Below are 19,484 nucleotides of genomic sequence, written 5' to 3'. Positions count from 1 at the left end.
CGGCCCGTCAGGTCATAGCGGCTGACGGCCCGGCACTACCACTTGTAATTCGCCGAGACCGTCACCGTGCGGGCGTCGCCATAGCCGCAGCCGGAAATGCCCTGGCAGCTCTTCACATAGTCCTTGTCGAACAGGTTGGTGACGTTGAGCGCCACCCCCCAATTGTCGCGCTGGTAGCGGATCGCCGCATCGACCAGCGTTGCCGACGGGACCTTCAGCGTGTTCTCGTTGTCGATCCAGGAGCGGCCGACATAGCGCAGGCCGCCGCCGATGCTGACGCCTTTGAACATTCCCTCCGGGATCGTGTAGTCGGCCCAGAGCGAGCCGGTGATCTCGGGCACGATCATCGGCGTCTTGCCGACATAGGTCGGGCGCGTGTCCTTGGTCGTCTCGAGGTCGAGCGCGGTGAAGGCGGCGAGGACCTTGAAGTCCGGCGTGATGTTGGCCTTGGCCTCGAACTCGAAGCCGCGCGAGGTGACCTCGCCGAGCTGCTGCTGCGCGAAGGGGTTGAGCGCCGTCGGCGCCGGATTGAGCACGTTCTCCTTGACGATCTGGAAGACCGAGGCGGTGATCAGCGCATCCATGAAGGCCGGCTTGTATTTCAGGCCGGCCTCGATCTGGTGGCCGGTCTCCGGCCGGAACGGCGTCGAGGGGCCGCCGGTGAGGTTGGGGTTGGCGTCGAAGACCGGGTTGAAGAAGGTCGCGGCGCTGACATAGGGCGTCAGCCCGTTGGCGAACTCATAGGCGAGGCCGGCGCGGCCGCTGAACCTGGCCTCCTTGTCGTCATAGCTGGGCGAGAAGGTCAGCCCGGCCGGGCTCACGGACGTCTTGGTGACATAGTCGTAGCGGCCGTTCAGCGTCACCAGCCAGCCATCGCCGAAGCGGATCTGGTCCTGCGCATAGATTCCGAGCTGGTGGTGCTTGAGGTTCTGGTTGAGATAGACCGAGGCCGGCCCCTGCGGCGCGCCATAGACCGGGTTGGTGACGCTGATCGTGGTCGCGCCGCCCGAGGCCTGGGTGTGGTCGATGTTGAAATACTTGTAGTCGAGCCCGACCAGCAGCGAATGGCTGAGCGGCCCGGTCTGGACGCTGCGCTCCAGCCGGTTGTCGATGGTCAGCGTGTTGACCGCCGTGCGTTCCTGGAAGCCGATCCGGTAGAGCTGGTAGTCCGGCCCGAGCGGCTGGAGGCGGTCGCCGAAGGGCGCGTCCGGCCCGGCATAGCCGAAACCGTAGGGGCCGAGCTGCGAGCCCGTCATCCGGCCCCAGCGCAGGTTCTGCGAGAAGGTCCAGGCGTCGAAGGAATGCTGGAACTCATAGCCCAGCATGGTCTGCGTCCGCTCCTGGTCGTCGATCGCCGGCTCGCCCAGGAAGGCCTTGCGCCGGATCTTGCCGAAGGGCGCGTTCACCACGGTGCCGACATAGGGCAGGAAGCCGCCGCCGGCATGGATCTGGTCGAGCGCGGAATAATGCCCGTAGAGCGTGAACTTGGTGGCGCCGGTCGGCTGATAGGTGATTTGCGGCAGCAGCGTGCCGCGGAAATCCTTGGAGATGTCGGTATATTGGTCGCCGCCGGCGATGCGCCCGGTCAGCCGCGTGCTCCAGACGCCCTGCTTGTCGGCGGTGCCGATGTCGAGCCCGAAATAGGCATTGCCGAAATTGTTGATGCCGGCCTCGACATGGCCGAAATTCTTGCCGTTCGGCCGCTTGCTGACCAGGCTGACGATGCCACCGGGATTGGCGCCGCCATAGAGCACCGAGGCCGGGCCCTTCAGCACCTCGATGCGCTCGAGCGTGAACGGGTCGATCTGGAAGCCGCCGAAGCCGAAGCCGTAGAGCTGCAGCCCGTCGAGGAAGACGCCCGACTGCGTCGCCTGGAAGCCACGGATGAAATACCAGTCGGTGTCCGGATCGGGCCCGAAGGTCTGCGCGGCGATGCCCGAGGTGTAGCGCAGCGCCTCGTCGACCTTCAGCGCCTTGCGGTCGTCGATCTCCTCGCGGCCGATGACCGAGACCGATTGCGGGATGGCGGTGATCGGCGTGCTGGATTTCGAGCCCGTTGCCGAGCGTTGCGCGACATAGCCGTTGACCGGGCCGGTGGTGGATTCACCTTCGACGACGATCGCATCGAGCTGCACAGGGGCAGGCGATTGCTGGGCGGAGGATGTGCTTGCGTAAAGCAGGGCCGCAAAGGAAACGGTTGAGATAAGAATAAATCTTGTGTTCATCGTTTCACGATAGCACATCTTCGCGTTCAATCTGTATGTTGGCCGATTGTTGAGAATTATTCAAATCTAGAACTGCTCAATATCGGCATGCTTTGCCTGACGTCACATAACAGTTCTTTGTTTGGCGGGATTGATCGTTCCTGTCGCCGGTTGTATGTTCTTGGCGCCGGCGCGCAAGCGAGCCCGGCACCAGACCCTCTCTGTGATGAGCCGGCGCGATGCCGCGTCATCGCGAGGATGCTTCGGCCATGACCTTTCAGCCGCGCATGACGTCGATCCGCGAAGGCGTGACCGTCCTCGACGACCTGAAATGGCGCTCCTGGAACGGCGTCGTCGCCGATCTCTGGCATGCCGAATGCGGGCCGGGAGCGCGCGGCGAATATGTCTCGCGCCACCCCCGCGTCTTCATCGTGCTCGACAAGCTCGGTGGCGAGTTCGAGACGAGGCTGCAGCCGAACGGGCCCAAGCTCTCGCCGGGCGGCAGCGCCGGCTCGCTGAGCTATATCCCGGCGCATATGCCGGTCTGGGGGCGTGCCGAGACCGGCATGCGCATCCGCCATCTCGACATCCATTTCGACCCCGCCGAAGTCGGCGAGCGCCTGTCGGAGCAGCTTCCGCCCGAGCGGCTCGCCCAGCCCAACCTGATGTTCAGCGACGAGCGCATCTTCGCGCTCGCCCGGCTGATCGCGCAGGAATGCGCCGAGCCGGAGCGGCGGCACGATCTCTATGGCGACAGCCTGACGCTGGCTTTGCTGATCGACCTGTTTCAGCCTGGGCGCGAGCCGGCGCCGCGGCGCACGCCGCTGAGCGCCTGGCAGCTGCGCCGGGTCACCGATTACATGGCGGCGAATTGCAGCGAGAATATCCGCCTTCAGGATCTTGCCGCGCTGGTCGAGCTGTCGCAATCGCATTTCAGCCACGCCTTCAAGGCCTCGACCGGCCTGCCGCCGCATCGCTGGCAGATGCAGGCGCGCGTCCGCAAGGGCCAGGAGATGCTGATCGCCGGCGGGCGCAGCCTGACCGAGATCGCAGCCGAGGCCGGCTTCTCCGACCAGGCGCATTTCACCCGCGTCTTCCGCCGCCTCGTCGGCGAGACACCGGCAGCCTGGCGGCGCGGCAGGCGGGCGGGGGACGTCTCCGGGTGACGCCGGCCGTCATTGCGAGGAGGCGCAGCCGACGAAGCAATCCAGGAGGTCTCGCGCAATCCTCCTGGATTGCTTCGCTGCGCTCGCAATGACGCTCAGCGCCCCGGAATGACGCCCAAAGGTCAAGCCCGGCGGACCATCTCGAAGAAGTCCGGTGGGCCCATTTGCCCGCCCTTCAGCACGATCTCGATGCCGTCGAGACGCGGATCGTCGCTATGGCCCCGGCAGAGCGGTGCGCCCGGCACCAGCGCCGCGCGATAGGACAGGCCCCAGAGGTCGAGCGCCTTCACCGCCAGGCTCGAGGTGTCACCGCCGGCGACGACGAGCCGGCCGACCTGCGCCCCGGCGAGGATGGCGCGCGCCAGCGCCGCGGTCGCCGCCGCGATGCGCTCGGCCGCGACCGGCGGACCCGAGGGCTGCGCGGTGACCAGCATCACGTCCTTGCCGCCCGCCAGGCTCGCGATCGCCTCGCGCGCCAGCGCCTCGGCATGGCCGGGCTCGGCGAGCAGCCTGTGCGGATCGATGTCGATGCGCGGCAGCGGCGACGCCTCGACCTGCGCCCGGGTCACCGGCGACAGGCTGCCGACCAGCGCCAGCAGCGGGCCGCTGCGGCGTGCGGCCCCGGCGCTCGTAGCGCTCCCTGCCGCGACCTCGCCCGGCCAGGCGGCGGCAAGCGCCTGCGCCGCCCCGCTCGGGCCGACCATGAGCAGGGGGCCGGCCGAGGCATGCCGCCAGATCAGCCGGCCGATTGCCGGGAGGTCCTCGGTCCGGGACACGTCCAGCAGCACGGCGTCGGGGCGGGCCACGAGCCTTGCCTCCAGCGCGGCGTCGGCGTCCGCTTCGGCATAGGCGCGATAGTCGAGCGACGCGATCGAAGGCAGGCCCTGCGCCGCCAGGTGCAGCCGCAGGTCGGCCTCGCCCATCGGCGTCACCGGATGCGCGCTCATCGTCGGGTGACGGTCGATGCGGTGGATCGCGCCGCCGCTGCCGGCGCTGGCGAAGAGCGTGCCGAACAGGCAGTAGCGGCCGAGATTGGGCTGGCCGCCGACGATCGGCAGGAAGGGATTGCGAAAATGCGGCCGCAGCGTCGCGACGGCCGCGCCGATGCTGCCGACATGCGGGGCGCTGTCGAAGGTCGAGCAGCATTTGTAGTGCAGGATATCGATGCCGAGCCCGGCGAAGAACCGGCCAGCCGGATCGAGCTCGCGCGCCATAGCATCGGGGGGCATCGCCCGCGTCGCGCCGGCGATGCCGAGCGCGTCGAGCGGCCCGGCGGCCGCGAGCTGCGCCTCGTTCGGGATACGCAGGAAGAGCAGCGTGCGGAAGCCGAGTTCCGCCAGGCTCGCCAGCGTATCGGTCGCGCCGGTGAAATCGTCGCCATACCAGCCGAGGCGGGGGGCCGTGCGCGCCATGGCCGGGCTCAGCCTGCGGCCTTGCCGAAGAAGTCGAGCGCCTCGCGCAATTCGCGATGGGAGCGGGACGCAATGTCGAGCGTTACGCCGGCCGCGACCGCGTCCCAGGCCTGGCGGATGCTGGCGACGCCGGCGGCCGGACCGCCGGGATGGGCCAAAATGCCGCCGCCCGCCATGAAGAGCAGGTCGTCATGGCCAATGGCGTCGAAGGTCGGCTGCGCGGTGCCGGCCCATTGCCCCGAGGAGAAGGCGGGCATGACGCGGTCGTCGGCGCCGTCGGTGAGCGGCGTGACGCAGTCCTTGGCCGAGGACACGACCTCCTCGTCCTCCTGCGCGAATTTCCCCTGCAGCCCATGGACATGCATGTGATCGACGCCGGCGAGCCGCCACAGCACCTGATAGGCCTGGAAGGAGATGCCGAGCATGGGATGGCGCGAGAGCGCGCCATAGCCGTTGCGGTGGCCGTGCAAGGCGAGATCGGTCGAGCGGCGCAGGGTCTCGATGGCGGAAAAGCCGCACCAGTTCAGGCTCGCCATCACGCAGCTCCCACCCTCGCGCGCGACGAGATCGGCATGGCGGCGCATCGCGTCGGTCTCGTCGGTGATGTTGAAGGCGACCATCACCGCTTTCCCGGTCTGGTCCTGGTGCCGGCGCACCGCCGCCATCACCGCCGGCACGCGGGCGGCGAGCGGGGCGTGGACGGGGTCGGCCGAGATCTCGTCATCCTTGATGAAGTCGAGCCCGGCTTCGCAGAGCTTCGCGACCAGCGCCGCCGTCTCGTCCGGGCTCAGGCCGACATTCGGCTTGATGATCGAGCCGACCAGTGCGCCCCTGGCGACGCCGGTCAGTTTGCGTGTCCCGGCAATGCCTTGGCGCGGCAGGGTGAATCGCTTTCTGAACGACCAGGGCAGGGTGATCGTATCGAGCCTCAAGCCCGTCACCTCGCCGAGATCGTAGAGATTGCCGGCGACGATCGCGGCAAGCGTCGCGAGATTGGTGCCGACATTGTCGACCGGGAAGGCGATCCTCACCCGCGCCCGGCGCCATGGTCCACCGACGTCCTTTCGCGCCAGCCAGGCATTGGGCAGGCTCGGGGCCTCGGCAGGTGCGAGTTCCTCGACCGCCGTCACCGCGGCCCGCGTGCGGTTGCGCAGCTCGTCCGTCTCGCCGGCGACGCGGGTGAAGGTGCCGCTCGACTGCTCGCCGGCCATCACCTCCGCGACCCTGGCCGGATCGAGCGGCGTCTCGATCAGGTAGGAGGCTTCGAAGCGGTCGTCGGTCATGTCAAGCGTCTCGGATTCGGGTTGTCGTCATTGCGAGGAGGCGCAGCCGACGAAGCAATCCAGGGGGAGTGCGTGAGGCTCCTGGATTGCTTCGCTTACGCTCGCAATGACGGGGAGGCATCGCTCAGAGCTTGCTCAGATCCGGGAAGGGCCGCACCGGGTCCTTGCCGTCCCAGGTCTCGGCCGCCTCGCGGATCAGCCGGAACATCTCGCCCTTGGGGCCGGCGACCTCGGAGAGCTCGATCACCGTGCCGGGATGGTAATGCGTGTCGAAATAGACGAAGCGGCCGCGCTCGCCGACCTCGCCGCTCATCACCGCCTTGAAGCCCTGCGCCGTCAGGCGTTCGAGATCGGCGTCGTAGTCAGACGTCCAGTAGGCGACATGCTGCAGGCCGCTATGGCCGGCATCGGTGAAGTCCTTGTACATCGAGGGCACGCCGTTGCGGCACTGGATCAGCTCGACCTGGAGCGGGCCGGAATTGGCGAGCGCGACCGAGTTGTGCGGCTCGTAGGCCTGCCCCTTGTAGCGATAGTTTTTGATCGGGACCTTGGGGTTGTAGAAGAACGGCCCGACGCCGAGCACGCGGCTCCAATAGTCCATCGCCGCCTCGATATCGGGGACGACATAGCCAGCCTGACGGATCTGGCCGAAGAAGCGGCTCATGACGGATGCCTTCTCGTGTGCGGTCGGTAGGGGTCAGAATTTCAGGAAGCCGGTGGAGAACCAGGGCACGGCGGCGACCACGACGAGGCCGATCAGCAGGGCGAGCATGTAGCCCCAGATGTATTTCAGGCCTTCGTCCGGATTGACCTTGCTGATCGCGCAGGCGCCGTAATAGCCGACGCCAAAGGGCGGCGCGAACAGGCCGATGCCCATCGCGAAGATCACCACCATGGCGTAATGCACCTCGTGCACGCCGACCTGCTTGGCGATCGGGAAGAGCAGGGGGCCGAACAGCACGATCGCCGGGATGCCCTCGAGCACGCTGCCGAGGATGATGAAGGCGACGATCGAGATGGCGAGGAAGCCCCAGGTCCCGCCCGGCACGGCGGCCATGATCTGCGCCAGGTCGTGCGAGAAGCCCGACTGGGTCAGGCCCCAGGCCATGGCGGTGGCGCAGCCGACGATGAAGATGATCGCGCCGGTCAGCGAGGCGGTGTCGACCAGCATGCGCGGCAGCCGGCGCCAGTCGAACTGGCGATAGAGCAGGAGCCCGGCCAGCACCGAATAGGCGATGCCGATGGTCGAGACTTCGGTCGCGGTGGCGACGCCCTCGACCACCGCGGCGCGGATGACGAAGGGCAGCGCGATCGCTGGCAGCGCGATCAGGCAGAGCTTGCCGATCTCGCGCTTCGACTGGCGCGCGACATGGCTCAGGTCCTCGCCCCGATAGCGCCACCAGACGACGAAGCAGAGCGCGATGCCGAGCACCACCGCCGGCAGCATGCCGCCGGTGAACAAGGCCGCGATCGAGACGCCGGTGACCGAGCCGATGGTGATCAGCACGATCGAGGGCGGGATCGTCTCGGTCTGCGCGCCTGTCGCCGAAAGCAGGGCGACGAGATCGCCTGGCTTGGCGCCGCGCTTCTTCATCTCGGGGAACAGCACCGGCGCGATCGCCGCCATGTCGGCGATCTTCGAGCCGGAGATGCCCGAGACCAGGTACATCGCCCCGACCAGCACATAGGAGAGGCCGCCGCGGACATGGCCGAGCAGGCTCGCCAGGAACTGGATCATGGCGCGTGCCATGCCGGTCATCTCGATCAGCGCGCCGAGGAAGATGAAGAGCGGCACGGCCAGCAGCATCAGATGGCTCATGCCCTCGTCGAGCCGGCCGACCATGACGATCAGCGGCGTCGAGGTCGTCAGCGCCAGGTAGCCGAAGGTGGCGAGCGCGAAGGAGAAGGCGATCGGCACCCCGGAGAAGACGTTGAGCGCGACGACGCCGACGAAGAAGATCACGAGATTGAGCTTGCCGAGCGGCTTCAGCGCCGGGCCCAGCAGCCAGAACAGTAGGACGAGCGCGACGGTCACGCCAAGCGCGATCAGGGCCGGCCTGAGCGAGGGCAGGCGCATGAGCCGGCAGGCCGCGGCGAACAGCATCAGCCCCATGCCGACGGGAATCGCGGCGGCGCGCCAGGCATTGGTGATCTCCAGCGCCGGCGTGACGATGAAGACCTCTTCCTCGGCATATTCCAGCGCATGCGGCAGGATCATCAGCAGGAAGGCGATGGCCGAGGTGATCGCCAGCGCCTCGAGGATGGCGCGCGCCTGGGGCCCGACACGGCTGACCAGCCCGGTCATGCGCATATGCTCGCCGCGCCGGAGCGCGACGACGGCGCCGAGCATCGAGAGCCAGAGGAACAGGATCGAGGCGAGCTCGTCCGACCAGACCAGCGGGGCATGGAAGACGTAGCGGGCGGTGACGCCCGCGCCCAGGATGACGATCTCGATCAGGACGAGCAGCGCCGCCACGATCTCGACCACGCCGCCGACGGCGCGGTCGAGCCGGTCCGCCACCCGGCCGAGGCCGGTGGCGGGAATGCTTGCAGGCGCGTGCAGCGTTGCAGCCTGGGAGTCCATGGCGATTCGTCCCTGTCGTTGCTTTCGGGCGTTCTAGGCCCGCGCGTCGGTTCAGGCGAGCTTGCCGACGGCGCCTTCGAGCAGCCCCCAGGCCTCGGTTCCGAAGCGCTCCTGCCACTCCTTGTAGAAGCCGGCCTCGCGCAGCTTGGCCTGGAAGCTGTCGGATTTGGCAGCGTTGAAGGCGAGCCCCTTCGATGTGAGTTCTTCCTGGAGATTCTCGTTCAGCTTGCGCACATCCTCGCGCTGCTGCAGGCCGGCCTCGTTGAAGGCGCGCGACACGATCGCCTTCACATCGTCGGGGAGATTGCGCCAGGAGCGGCCATTGAAGACGAAGTGATACCCGTCCCAGCTATGATTGGTGCTGGAGCAGAATTTCTGCACTTCATACAGCTTGGCGGTCTGCACGATGGCGAGCGGGTTCTCCTGCGCATCGACCACCTTGGTCTGCAGCGCCGAATAGACTTCGCTGAACTGCAAGCTCGTGGGCGTGGCGCCCAGCGACTTGAACAGCGCGATGCCCATCGGGCTGACCGGCACGCGGATCTTGAGCCCGGCGAGATCGGCGGCGGAGGCGATGGGGCGCGTGCTCGTCGTGATCTGCCGGAAGCCGTTATCCCACATCTTTTCGAAGGTGTGCAGACCGACCTTCGCGAAGGCGGCGCGGATCAGGTTGCCGAGTTGCCCGTCGACGGCCTTCCAGACCTGGTCGTAGTCGTTGAAGGCGAAGCCGACCCCGGTGATGGCGCTGACGGGCGCGAGCGTCGCGATCACCAATGTGCCGGCGTTGAAGATGTCGATGCCGCCGCTGCGCACCTGGGACAGCATGTCGGTGTCGCCGCCGAGCTGGTTGTTCGGGAAAATCTTGACCTCGACGCGCCCGTTGCTGTCGCGCGCGATCCGCTCGGCCGCTTCTGCGGCGCGGATGTTCAAGGGATGGCTGAGCGGCAGATTGTTGCCGAACTTCAGCGAAATCTCCGCCGCGCGTGCCGGCCTGGGCATGCCGATGACGAGCCCCGCCGCGGCCGGCGCCAGCGTCAGGCCTTGCAGGAAGCTGCGGCGAGTGGAATGCGTCATGGTCGTTTCCCCTGGTTTCGCGCCACCCTTTTGGGCAGCCATTGAAGTGCACCGATCGTCCGGTGCCGTTGGAAGCGAGCCCGCAGGCCCGTTTGGCTGGAGCATCGGACCGAAAAGTGGCATCCACTTTTCGGAGAAATCCGATGCTGGAACAAAGGGCTAGATCGCCACTTCGCGTCCGTCAGGACGCGCGGCGGTCTAGTTGCAGCGCGCGTGCATGCCGCCATCGACGAACAGCTCCACGCCATTGATGTATTTGGCCTCCTCGCTGGCCAGGAAGACGGCGGCATGGGCGACGTCCCAGCCGTCGCCCATCCGGCCGGTCGGCGACATCTTGTGGCGGGCGGCCACCATCGCCGCGTTGTCCTCGTAGAAGCCCGAGATCTGCTTGTAGATATGCGGCGTATCCATCACGCCCGGCAGGATGCAGTTCGCCCTGATGCCCTTGCCGGCATATTGCAGGGCGAGGCTCTGGGTGAGGCTGTTGACCGCGCCCTTGCTGGCCGCATAGGCGCAATAGGCATAGCCCGTCCAGCGCACGCCCCCGAGCGCGCCGATATTGATGATGGCGCCGCTCTGCTGCGCTTCCATCGTCGGCAGCACGGCCTTGCATGTCAGGAACATGCTCTTGACGTTGACGGCCATCACGCGGTCCCAGGTCTCCTCGCTGGTCTCGACCGGGCCGCCTTGCGAGGTGATGCCGACATTGTTGTGCAGGATGTCGATCCGGCCGAAGGCCGCATGCGCGACCTCGACGCTGCGCTGCACGTCGTCCAGGCGCGTCGTATCCGCCGCCACTGCGATCGCCTCGCGCCCTTCCGACAGGATGATCTCGCGCGTCGCTTCCGCCGCGGCGCCGTTCAGGTCGACGGCGATCACGCGGGCCCCGGCCCTCGCATAGGCGACCGCGGCCGCCTTGCCGTTGCCCCATCCCTCGCCGATCGAACCCGCACCGAAAACGATCGCGACCTTGCCGCTCAGACGATGGTCCTGGGAACTCGACACCCGCTTCTCCCTATGGCCGGCCAGCGCCAGCCGTCTTCTTATTATGATGGATTATGATGCCGTTGGCCTTGAATGATGAAGCCCTGCATTCGGCTGCGGGCCCTCAGAAATTCCGCCAGTGCGGCTCAAATATGCTCAAGCTCGGCACGTATGCCGGCCCCTCAGCTGCGATAACCTCCCAATCAGGCATTTGAATCGGTGTCTTGGCACCGATTGGATTTGAGCCTAGGTTTCGCTTCAATGATGGTCAAAGCGTTTTTTTGATGTTATTTGATGTCGATGACAGCAGCTCCAATTCGCTCCACAGGCCGGAGCCTGCCGACGCTGGCCGATGTTGCGGCGCGAGCCGGCGTCTCGACGGCGACCGCCGACCGGGCGCTCAACGGCCGCCCCGGGGTGAGGCCGGCGACGCTCCGCCGGGTCCTCAATGCCGCGAACGAGCTTGGCTACATCACCGATGTCGGCGAGCGCATCTCCGCGCTGGCCAAGCCCCTGCGGCTGGCCTTCCTGCTCCCCTCCGGCGAGAACAGCTTCCTCGGCATGCTCGGCCGATTGATCGCGCGCGGGCAGGATCAGCTTGCCGGCTTCAACATGCGGGCACGGGTCGAGTATATCGAGGGCTTCCGTCCCGACCTGCTGGCGCAGGAGCTGAAGCGCATCGGGCGCGAGGTCGACGGCATCGCCTTCATGGCGCTCGAGCACCCGCTGGTGCGCGAGGCGGTGGACCTCCTGGCCGAGCGCGGCGTGCCGACGGTAGCGCTGATCTCGGACATCGCCAACAGCGCGCGCGTTGCCTATGTCGGCCTCGACAATCGCGCCGCCGGACGCACGGCCGGCTATCTGATCGCCCGCTTCATCGGCGACAGGCCCGCCAAGGTGGCGATGATCGTCGGGTCGCTGAGCTATCGCGCGCATGAAGAGCGCGAGATGGGCTTCCTCCATCTGTTCCAGGAGCTGTTCCCGGCGATCGAGGTGGTGGGCCTGCGCGAAGGGCAGGACGACGAGGCGCGCAACTATCGCCAGACCAAGATGCTGCTTGCCCAGCATCCCGACCTCGCCGGCATCTACAATATCGGCGGCGGCCCGGAAGGCGTCGCCAGGGCGCTGAAGGAAGCCGGGCGCCAGCACGAGGTCGTCTTCGTCGGCCACGGCCTCACCGCCGAGACGCGCGGCCTGCTGATCGAGGGCGCGATGGACGCGGTCATCACCCAGAACCCGCAGGCGACCCTGATGGACAGCGTCTCGATCTTCGCCAATCTGCGGGCGGGGCGGCCGGCCGCCGAGGGCGTCGAGCGGCCGCGCAGCGAGATCATCCTGCGCGAGAATTTGCCTTAGGGGCGCGAACTCGTCAGTTGACGTCTGGCATCGCGGCCTTTGAACTGCTGACTTGGATGCTCCTGGCGCCCGCTCCTTCAAGCAGTTGCAGCATGGCCCAAAAGGCCTCTGGCTCGGCCGTGCCGAAGTCGATGCTTACGGCGCCGGGGCGAACAAGCATCGAATGGATGACGCGCGATAGCTCCGCCGACGATTCGTGCCGTTCGTCTTCCGGGTCAAACCATCGCTGGAACCAGCGCGACAGTTCCTGCGGAGGCAGCGTCTCGCTGTCGTGGTGCAACAGCACATCGTCCCAGCGCAGATGTTCGATCGACAGGGAAGCGTCCCCGAACGATCCCGAAATCGGGGAGAAGGCGAGGGCCCGATCTGGGTTCAACTCGATGATCTCGGCCTGTCCGTCATTCTTGACGAAATCAGCGCAGTAAAGCCGATCGAACAACTCGCTATCTTCGCCCAATCGCAGCTTCACTTCAGAGCTGCCTTTGGCGCAGCTCGCTCTCTGCTGTTCAGCAAAGCCGCGGAACTGATCAACGTAGTGGTCACGAAGTTGGGCGACGAAGGCGACGGCATCCATGTCCCGAGAATGTCTTCCGGCAGGTCCGGTGGCAAGCGCCGGGAGCGCAAGTTTGGCGGATCTTGCATACATTTTCGCTCTGGCATTTCCCGCGTCCCGGCCTACACTCTGTATGCTGCATGCAAGGTCGCCCGAGAGCGGCCTGCGAATTGGGAGGATGGGATATGAAGAGCTTCACGAGAACCGCCCTGGCCCTTGTCGGGCTCATCGCCTCGGCCGCGCCGTCCTTCGCGCAATTTCCCGATCGTCCCGTCCAGCTGATCGTGCCCTGGGCCGCCGGCGGCGGCATGGACGCGGTGATGCGCATCTTCGCCAATGGCTTCGAGGCCGAGCTGAAGGTGCCGGTCAATATCGTCAACCGCACCGGCGGGGGCGGGCTGACCGGCCATACCTTCATCGCCAACGCGACGCCGGACGGCTACACCGTCGGCGGCGCCAGCCCGGAGGTCTCGTTCTACAAGACGCTGGGCCTTGGCGAGCTCACCCTCGACAGTTTCGACCTGTTCTCGCGGGTCTCGCTGATCCCGGCCGGCATCACGGTCAAGGCCGACAGCCCCTACAAGACCGTCGCCGATTATCTCAAGGCGGTGAAGGACAACCCAAAGGGCACGCTGATGGCGTCGGGCACCGGCGTCGGCGGCTCCTGGCACATCGCCTCGGGCGGCGTTCTCAAGGCGGCCGGCATCGCGCCCGACATGGTGCGCTGGGTGCCGAGCAATGGCGGCGCGCCGGCTTTGCAGGACCTCGTGGCCGGCGGCATCAGCGCCTTCACCGGCTCGCCGATCGAGGCCAAGCCGATGCTCGATGCGGGCCGGGTCCGCACCATCCTGATGATGACCAATGAGCGCCATCCCAGCTTTCCGGATGTGCCGAGCGCCAAGGAGGCCGGCCTCGACTGGACCTATGAGAACTGGTTCGCATTGGTGGCGCCGAAGGGCGTCCCCGCCGACCGCCGGAAGATCCTGTTCGACGCCGCCGCGCGCACGATGCAGAGCGAGGATGTCCGCAAGGGCATGGCCGATCGCGGCATCACGCCGGTCTGGGACAAGCCGGGCGAGTTCGCGGCTTATGTCAAGACATTCACCGAGCGCGGCGACGCCGTGCTGAAGGACCTGGGCCTGGCGAAGAACTGAGGCGGCCTCTTCCGTCATGGTCGGGCTTGTCCCGACCATCCACGTCTTCGCTCCTCACCGGCACCGTTCAAGACGTGGATGCTCGCCACAAGGGCGAGCATGACGAGGCTGGATCGAGCTCGCGGTTCCGGGCTCATTGCCCGAAACATCATCATTCACGCGGCGGATTGCCTCCGCGCCGCCATTATGGTGTCTCCACGCGCATGTGCCCGCACGAGAGCCGCCCGTGATCCCCTGGACCCTGATCGACATCGCGACGGTGCCGGGCGGCGGCGAGCTGCGCCTGAAGCGGCGCGGCGGCGAGTTCTCGATCATGCTGGGCCCGATCGAGCTGATGAACAGCCGCCTCAGCGGTTCGGAGGAGGGGCTGGCGCGGCTCGCCTGCGAGCGTCTCGACGGGCGGCCAACGCCACGCATCCTGATCGGCGGGCTCGGCATGGGTTTTACCCTGCGCGCGGCGCTCGCCCTGCTCGGCAAGGATGCCGCCGTCGAGGTCGTCGAACTGGTTCCGGCGGTGGTCGCCTGGGCACGCGGGCCGATGGCCGAGCTCTTCGCCGGCTGCCTCGACGATGCGCGCGTGACGATCCGCGAGGAGGATGTCGGGCGCGTGATCGCCACCGCAAGCTCGGCCTATGACGCGATCCTGCTCGATGTCGATAACGGTCCCGACGGGCTGAGCAGGCCGGAGAATGACGGGCTCTATGACGCTGCCGGCCTGCAGGCCGCGCGTGCGGCTTTGCGGCCGGGCGGCGTTCTCGCCGTCTGGTCGTCCGCGCCCGATCGCGCCTTCACCCAAAGGCTGCGCCGGGCCGGCTTCGAGGTCGAGGAGGTCGGCATCCGCGCCGGCCGTGGCCGTGGCGCGCGCCACACGATCTGGCTCGCGACGCGGCCGGGCGGCAGGGCAGCGCGGCCATGACGGCTGCTGACAATCCCGCGCGCCCGGCGGCGCTATAGGGCGCTCCGACATGCCGCGCCGCTCGCCAAAAATTCCCGCCCTGACCAAGGCCGAGGCCCGCCGTCTCTGGCTGCGCGCGCAGCGCCTCGACACGCTCGCGCCCTTCGGCGGCGGCCCGGAAGCGACGCCGGCCGCGGTCGCCCATCTCGGTTATGTCCAGATCGACACGATCAATGTGATCGAGCGCTGCCACCACCACATCCTGTGGTCGCGCATCCCGGATTATCGCCGCGAGCATCTGCGGCAGGCGCAAAGCGTCGAGAAGAGCGTCTTCGAATACTGGACGCATGCGCTCGCCTATGTCCCGAGCACGGACCTGCGCTTCTTCCTGCCGGAGATGAAGCGCTATCGCGAGAAGCCGCCGGGCTGGTTCAGCACGGTGACGCGCAAGGACCTCGCCAAGGTGATGCGCCTGGTCAGGCGCGACGGCGCGCTCTCGATCCGCGACATCGAGGACGACGTGCTGGTCGAGAAGGACCATGCCTGGGCGAGCCGCAAGCCGTCGCGCCGAGCGCTCCAGCTCGCCTTCTTCACCGGCGCGCTCACCGTCAGCGACCGTGTCGGCATGCTGAAGACCTATGAGCTGCCGCAGCGCCATTTCGGCTGGGAGAAGGCGCCGCGCCCGGCGACCGAGAAACAGGTGCTCGACTATCTGCTCGACCGCGCCCTGCGCTCGCAAGGCCTCGTCAGCCTCGATTCGATCTGCCATCTCGACGCGCCGCGCAAGCCCGCGATCCGCGAGCTGATCGAGGCGCGGATGCGCCGCCGCCGGCTCGTGCCGGTCACTGTGGAAGGCGCCGGCAAGCAGCAGCACTGGGCCGAGCCCGCTGCGCTCGCCGATGTGCCGGAGCCCTTGCCGGACACCGTCCACATCCTCTCGCCCTTCGACCCGCTGATCATCCAGCGCAAGCGGCTGAAGCTGTTCTTCGGCTACGAGCATCTCTTCGAGGCCTATGTCCCGAAGGAGAAGCGCGTGCTCGGCTATTTCGCGCTGCCGGTGCTGGTCGGCGACGAGATCGTCGCTGCGCTCGACCTCAAGACCGACCGTGCCGGCAAGGCGCTGCGCATCCAGCAATGGAACTGGGTCGGCGCCGGCGAAGCGGCGCGCCACAAGCCCGCGATCGAGGAGGCGCTGCACCGTTTCGAGCGGTTTCAGCTCGAGGCGTGAGCTCGCTTCGCCTGTCCCTGCGATTGCCGGGGATGGCGCTCGGGTTCCCCCGATAGCGCGATGGCGGTTAGACTGCCCCCGAATCCAGGGATGTTGATGCGGGATATTCTCGATCTCTTGCGGCTTTTCGTCGGGCTCTGGCGCGCCACCTGGCCGGTGCTGCTGCTGATCGCGGCCTGCGGCGTCATCGCCAACGACCTCCTGCTACCGCTGGCGGTGAAGGTCGGCTATGCCAGCGCCATTGCCGGTTTCGCCGTGCTCTCGCTCGTCGTGCTCGTCAAGCTCGTCGTCATCGTGCTGATGTTCATGACGCTGCGGCTGCACATGCCGGCGGTCACGGCGCTGCATGCGGGCGGGGCCGCGGCGGTCGATCCGGCCGCCCCGGCTTCGCCTGCCGATCGCCGGCTCTTGGGGCTGATCGCGGTCGCGATCCTGCCCTTCTTCGCCTATTACGCCGCCTGGGGCTTCCTCGGCGACACGGTGCGCGAATATTCCCTCCTGGCGCTGAGCATGGCGCCGTTCGGCGAGCGCGCGGTCATCCTCGACGTTCCGGATTCGCGCTGGCTCTTCGCCGCGATTCTCGGCTTCTGGGCGCTGCGGCGCTTCGCGAAATGGATGAAGGAGCGCGGCGCGCGGCCGTTCTGGCAATTCGTGATCGTGCTTTGCGACACCAACTGGATCTTCATCGGCCTTTTCGTGCTGTCGCGCTGGAAGGACGCGTTCTGGGCCTGGATCGCGTCCGGCGGCCCGATGCCCTGGCTGATCTGGCTGCGCGACGCCCTGACCGCCTTGGTCGGCCGGGCGCAGGCGGCGACGATCCAGCCGGTCGAATTGGCCGCGCCGCCGCTCGCCACCACCCTCCAGAACCTGCTGCTCTATGCGCTGCTGCCGCTGGTCTGGCTGCTGATGACGGCGGTGATCTATGGCTATGACGTCAAGCAGACCGTGCCGCTCGCGCAGCATCGGCGAGTCGCGGCGGCCTTGTCGCGCTACAGCGCCTTGCCAAAGTTCCTGCGCGATTTCATCGACCACTTCGTCGCCGGCTACCGCTCGCGCTATTTGCCGGTCGTCAACACCGTGCGGCTGGCCTTCGGCGCCAGCCTGCCGGTGCTGCTCGCCCTGATCGTGTTCTATCGCGCCATCGGCTGGCTCGGCGCCTGGAGCTGGATCGGCCTCAGCCGGCTGATCGGCGCGCAGGACCTCGTCACCTGGCAGATGCTGGCGAGCGCGATCGCGCTCCTGCTCGGCGGCCCGAGCGACATTCGCGGCGGCATCCTGGTCGACACGCTGCGGATCTGCCTGCTCGCGGCGGTGATGGAGCGCGCCGTCGCATCGCGGGGCCTGGTGAAAGCGGAGCCCGAGCCGGCGCCCGCCGCCTGATCCGCCTCAATCCCGAACGAAACGCAGATAGCGCGGCCGGCCGGCCGCAGGGCTGACCACCACCTCGGCCTCACCGAACGCCTCGCGCGGTACCAGGAAGGCTTCGGCGATCTGCAGCACGGTGCCGGGCTCGGGCTTGCTCGCCACGGCCGGGCCGCAGCTCTTGGCGCTGCTGCCCTTCTGCCTGAGCAGGCGGCCGGCCTCGCTCGGCGGCAGGAAGGTCGTCAGCCAGCGCCGGCCGCGCTTGTCCTCGAGCGCGATGCGGCAAGGCAATGTGGCGAGCAGGGCCGGATCGCGCACCGTGGCCTCGATCTCCAGCAGCACGACGGAGGAGCCGTCCGGCCGATCGGCGACGCGCTGCAGGCTCGCGACGCGCCATTCGGCCCCGCCGAGTTCGGCCGCCGCGTCGAGGCGCAGCCTTTGCGCGAACAGGTCCTTGGCCCGCCACCAGGCGAGCGCGCTCTCCCGGCCATGCAGGGCAAGCGCCGCGAGCAGCACCAGCGGCAGCGCCCAGAGGCTCCAGCGCCGCAGGCGCGCAGCGGTTTGCGCTGCCGCGTCCGGGACCGGGGCGTCCGCCGCTGCCTTGGCCTCAGCCATCGGTCAGCGCCTTCAGGTCGAGCGTCTCGGCCTGCTCGGCCGCCTCGCGCGGGATCGCGATCTCGACCAGCGTATCGAGCCGCGGCCAGCGGCCCGGCGCGAGCTGCAGGGTGACGCCTTGCGCCTCGTCGCGCGGCAGCTCGAACACGAAGATCCCGCGCCGGGCGAGGCCAGGCTCGAGCCGGTCGCTGCCGAGTTGGCGCGGCGCGCCCTGGACGCGCCGGCTCGCCTCATAGCGCAGGCCCGAGGCGCTGCGCAGCATCGCGCCGCCGATCGTGGTCGATTCGGGCCGTCCTTCGAGGCTCGCGACGACGACCGCCCAGATGCCGGAGGTGTCGCGTTCGAGGTCGCGGCCATAGGCGCGGTAGCGCAGCTTCTCGGCCAGCACCAGCTTCTCGACCTTGACCGCGAAGCTGCGCGCTTCGACGGTCTCGCCCGGCTTGCCGGCGAGCGGGATCGGGCCGGTGATCTCGGCATAGCCCGGCGTCGTGCGCTGCATCCAAAACAGCAGGCCGGCCGCGGCGATGACCGCCGCGCATTGCAGGAGAAACCGCATCAGGCGCCGTCGCCCGACGCTTCGGCCCGCAACGGCAGGCTGACCGCGCCGATCACCTTCGGATTGAACCAGCCCGGCGCCGCGAGCAGGTTGTCGCGCGGCTTGAAGGTCTCGCCGGTGATGGTGAGGCGCAGCGTCGTCGGCGGCACGGTCTCCTCCGGGATCGCCCAGACAACCTTGACCCGCTCCGGCAACCCCGGATGCAGCGCGCCCAGAATGCTGTGGTCGCGCATCAGGTAGAAGGTCGGCTGGGCCTCGATCCCGGCGATCGGCGGATCGACCGCGAGGATGCGGCTGACGACGTTCGAGGTCTCGGAGGTCTGGTTCAGCAGGTCGAGCTCGACGACGAGGGATTTCGTGCCGCTCCGGCCGCGATAGCCGTCCGGCCGCTTGTCCCTGGTGACCGATGCCGCCAGCACCGCGACCCGCCAGCGCCCGGAATCGACGCTCTCGCCCGGCGTGATCGCCGGCAGCGAGTCGGACGGCATCGCGCCGAGGATCGTCTGCATGGTCGTCAGGCCGAGCGCGAGCAGGCCGCCGATTCCGGCCATGAGGCGGGTGAAGAGCGTGCGTCTGAGTGTGGCGAGGGCCGCAAACATCGCGGGTTTCAGGCTCCTTCAGCGCGTCCGGCCGCATCCTGCGAAGAGGCCGCGACCGATTCCGTCAGCATGCCGGCCGCATAAGGGAGGCCGGAGATGGCGCAATCATGGCGTGCGCCATCAGCCGAACAGGTTGCGCAAGTGCCGTGGCTGCGAGCGCAGATACTGGTTCGGCGCGTTGACGCTGGCGCCGAGATGGGCGGCGGCGTGCCATGGCCAGCGCGGGTCGTAGAGTATGCCGCGCGCCAGCGCGACGAGATCGGCGTCGCCCGTGCCGACGATCGCCTCGGCCTGGTCCGGCTCGGTGATCAGCCCGACCGCGATGGTCGGCATCCCGGTCGCCTGCCTGACGGCGCGCGCCATCGGCACCTGGTAGTTCGGCCCGAGCGGAATCGCCTGCTTGTCGGAGAGCCCGCCGCTCGAGACATGGATGAAATCGGCGCCCGCCGCCTCGCTCGC

At 67.9% G+C, this 19,484-nt stretch carries 18 protein-coding genes; 6 read left to right on the top strand and 12 right to left on the bottom strand.

Annotation, left to right across the window (positions count from 1 at the left end; translation table 11 throughout):
* Nucleotides 1-35: 35 nt before the first annotated feature.
* Nucleotides 36-2,225 (bottom strand): TonB-dependent siderophore receptor, encoded by a 2,190-nt coding sequence (locus ACTIF2_RS25060; RefSeq protein WP_439499855.1) that lies wholly within the window; start codon nt 2,223-2,225, stop codon nt 36-38.
* 248 nt (nt 2,226-2,473) lie between these two features.
* On the opposite strand from ACTIF2_RS25060, the gene ACTIF2_RS25055 reads away from it, so the two are divergent.
* Nucleotides 2,474-3,370, top strand: a complete 897-nt coding sequence (locus ACTIF2_RS25055) for a helix-turn-helix domain-containing protein (protein WP_439499854.1) — start codon at nt 2,474-2,476, stop codon at nt 3,368-3,370.
* Nucleotides 3,371-3,492: 122 nt separating this feature from the next.
* On the opposite strand, the gene ACTIF2_RS25050 is transcribed toward ACTIF2_RS25055, so the two are convergent.
* From ACTIF2_RS25050 to ACTIF2_RS25025, 6 genes are all read right to left on the bottom strand, one after another.
* Entirely contained in the window at nt 3,493-4,782 is a 1,290-nt protein-coding gene (locus ACTIF2_RS25050; RefSeq protein ID WP_439499853.1) for a four-carbon acid sugar kinase family protein, read from the bottom strand.
* Between the two features lie 8 nt (nt 4,783-4,790).
* Nucleotides 4,791-6,065, bottom strand: coding sequence for a ribulose-bisphosphate carboxylase large subunit family protein (locus tag ACTIF2_RS25045; RefSeq protein WP_439499852.1), 1,275 nt, complete (start codon nt 6,063-6,065; stop codon nt 4,791-4,793).
* A 124-nt stretch (nt 6,066-6,189) separates the two neighbouring features.
* The gene (locus ACTIF2_RS25040) at nt 6,190-6,729 is read right to left on the bottom strand and encodes a VOC family protein (protein WP_439499851.1); all 540 of its coding nucleotides are present in this window, start codon (nt 6,727-6,729) and stop codon (nt 6,190-6,192) included.
* A 33-nt stretch (nt 6,730-6,762) separates the two neighbouring features.
* Nucleotides 6,763-8,649, bottom strand: a complete 1,887-nt coding sequence (locus ACTIF2_RS25035) for a TRAP transporter large permease (protein ID WP_439499850.1) — start codon at nt 8,647-8,649, stop codon at nt 6,763-6,765.
* Nucleotides 8,650-8,700: 51 nt separating this feature from the next.
* A complete protein-coding gene (locus tag ACTIF2_RS25030) occupies nt 8,701-9,723 on the bottom strand; it encodes a TRAP transporter substrate-binding protein (protein WP_439499849.1) in 1,023 nt (340 codons plus the stop codon).
* 198 nt (nt 9,724-9,921) lie between these two features.
* A complete protein-coding gene (locus tag ACTIF2_RS25025) occupies nt 9,922-10,728 on the bottom strand; it encodes an SDR family NAD(P)-dependent oxidoreductase (protein WP_439499848.1) in 807 nt (268 codons plus the stop codon).
* A gap of 279 nt (nt 10,729-11,007) precedes the next feature.
* On the opposite strand from ACTIF2_RS25025, the gene ACTIF2_RS25020 reads away from it, so the two are divergent.
* Nucleotides 11,008-12,063 (top strand): LacI family DNA-binding transcriptional regulator, encoded by a 1,056-nt coding sequence (locus ACTIF2_RS25020; RefSeq protein WP_439499847.1) that lies wholly within the window; start codon nt 11,008-11,010, stop codon nt 12,061-12,063.
* 13 nt (nt 12,064-12,076) lie between these two features.
* Here ACTIF2_RS25020 and ACTIF2_RS25015 read toward each other — a convergent pair whose 3' ends face one another.
* Nucleotides 12,077-12,637 carry a hypothetical protein gene (locus tag ACTIF2_RS25015; RefSeq protein ID WP_439499846.1) on the bottom strand — a complete coding sequence of 187 codons (561 nt, stop codon included), beginning with the start codon at nt 12,635-12,637 and terminating at the stop codon, nt 12,077-12,079.
* A 164-nt stretch (nt 12,638-12,801) separates the two neighbouring features.
* Here ACTIF2_RS25015 and ACTIF2_RS25010 point away from each other — a divergent pair, with 164 nt between their 5' ends.
* The 4 genes from ACTIF2_RS25010 (at nt 12,802) to ACTIF2_RS24995 (ending at nt 17,273) form a co-directional block, all read left to right on the top strand.
* Complete coding sequence (locus ACTIF2_RS25010; RefSeq protein ID WP_439499845.1) at nt 12,802-13,770, top strand: Bug family tripartite tricarboxylate transporter substrate binding protein; 969 nt, start codon at nt 12,802-12,804, stop codon at nt 13,768-13,770.
* Nucleotides 13,771-13,996: 226 nt separating this feature from the next.
* Entirely contained in the window at nt 13,997-14,686 is a 690-nt protein-coding gene (locus ACTIF2_RS25005) for a spermidine synthase (RefSeq protein WP_439499844.1), read from the top strand.
* Between the two features lie 49 nt (nt 14,687-14,735).
* Complete coding sequence (locus ACTIF2_RS25000; RefSeq protein ID WP_439499843.1) at nt 14,736-15,893, top strand: winged helix-turn-helix domain-containing protein; 1,158 nt, start codon at nt 14,736-14,738, stop codon at nt 15,891-15,893.
* Between the two features lie 96 nt (nt 15,894-15,989).
* Nucleotides 15,990-17,273: a hypothetical protein gene (locus ACTIF2_RS24995; RefSeq protein WP_439499842.1), complete on the top strand. Its 1,284-nt coding sequence runs from the start codon at nt 15,990-15,992 to the stop codon at nt 17,271-17,273.
* A gap of 6 nt (nt 17,274-17,279) precedes the next feature.
* Here the strand turns inward: ACTIF2_RS24995 and ACTIF2_RS24990 are convergent, their stop codons facing one another.
* The 4 genes from ACTIF2_RS24990 to ACTIF2_RS24975 form a co-directional block, all read right to left on the bottom strand.
* Nucleotides 17,280-17,870, bottom strand: a complete 591-nt coding sequence (locus ACTIF2_RS24990) for a hypothetical protein (RefSeq protein WP_439499841.1) — start codon at nt 17,868-17,870, stop codon at nt 17,280-17,282.
* Entirely contained in the window at nt 17,863-18,426 is a 564-nt protein-coding gene (locus ACTIF2_RS24985; protein WP_439499840.1) for a DUF4352 domain-containing protein, read from the bottom strand. The genes ACTIF2_RS24990 and ACTIF2_RS24985 overlap by 8 nt, the downstream gene beginning before the upstream one ends.
* Complete coding sequence (locus ACTIF2_RS24980; protein WP_439499839.1) at nt 18,426-19,025, bottom strand: hypothetical protein; 600 nt, start codon at nt 19,023-19,025, stop codon at nt 18,426-18,428. Before ACTIF2_RS24980 ends, ACTIF2_RS24985 begins: the two co-directional genes overlap by 1 nt.
* A gap of 120 nt (nt 19,026-19,145) precedes the next feature.
* Nucleotides 19,146-19,484: oxidoreductase (locus tag ACTIF2_RS24975; protein WP_465248475.1), on the bottom strand; the 339-nt coding region annotated here is incomplete at its 5' end.

Source organism: Allobosea sp., from assembly GCF_051860145.1.
Lineage (GTDB): Bacteria > Pseudomonadota > Alphaproteobacteria > Rhizobiales > Beijerinckiaceae > Allobosea.
Note: the sequence above shows the minus strand (reverse complement) of the source record. Positions and strands in the feature narration are given on the sequence as shown.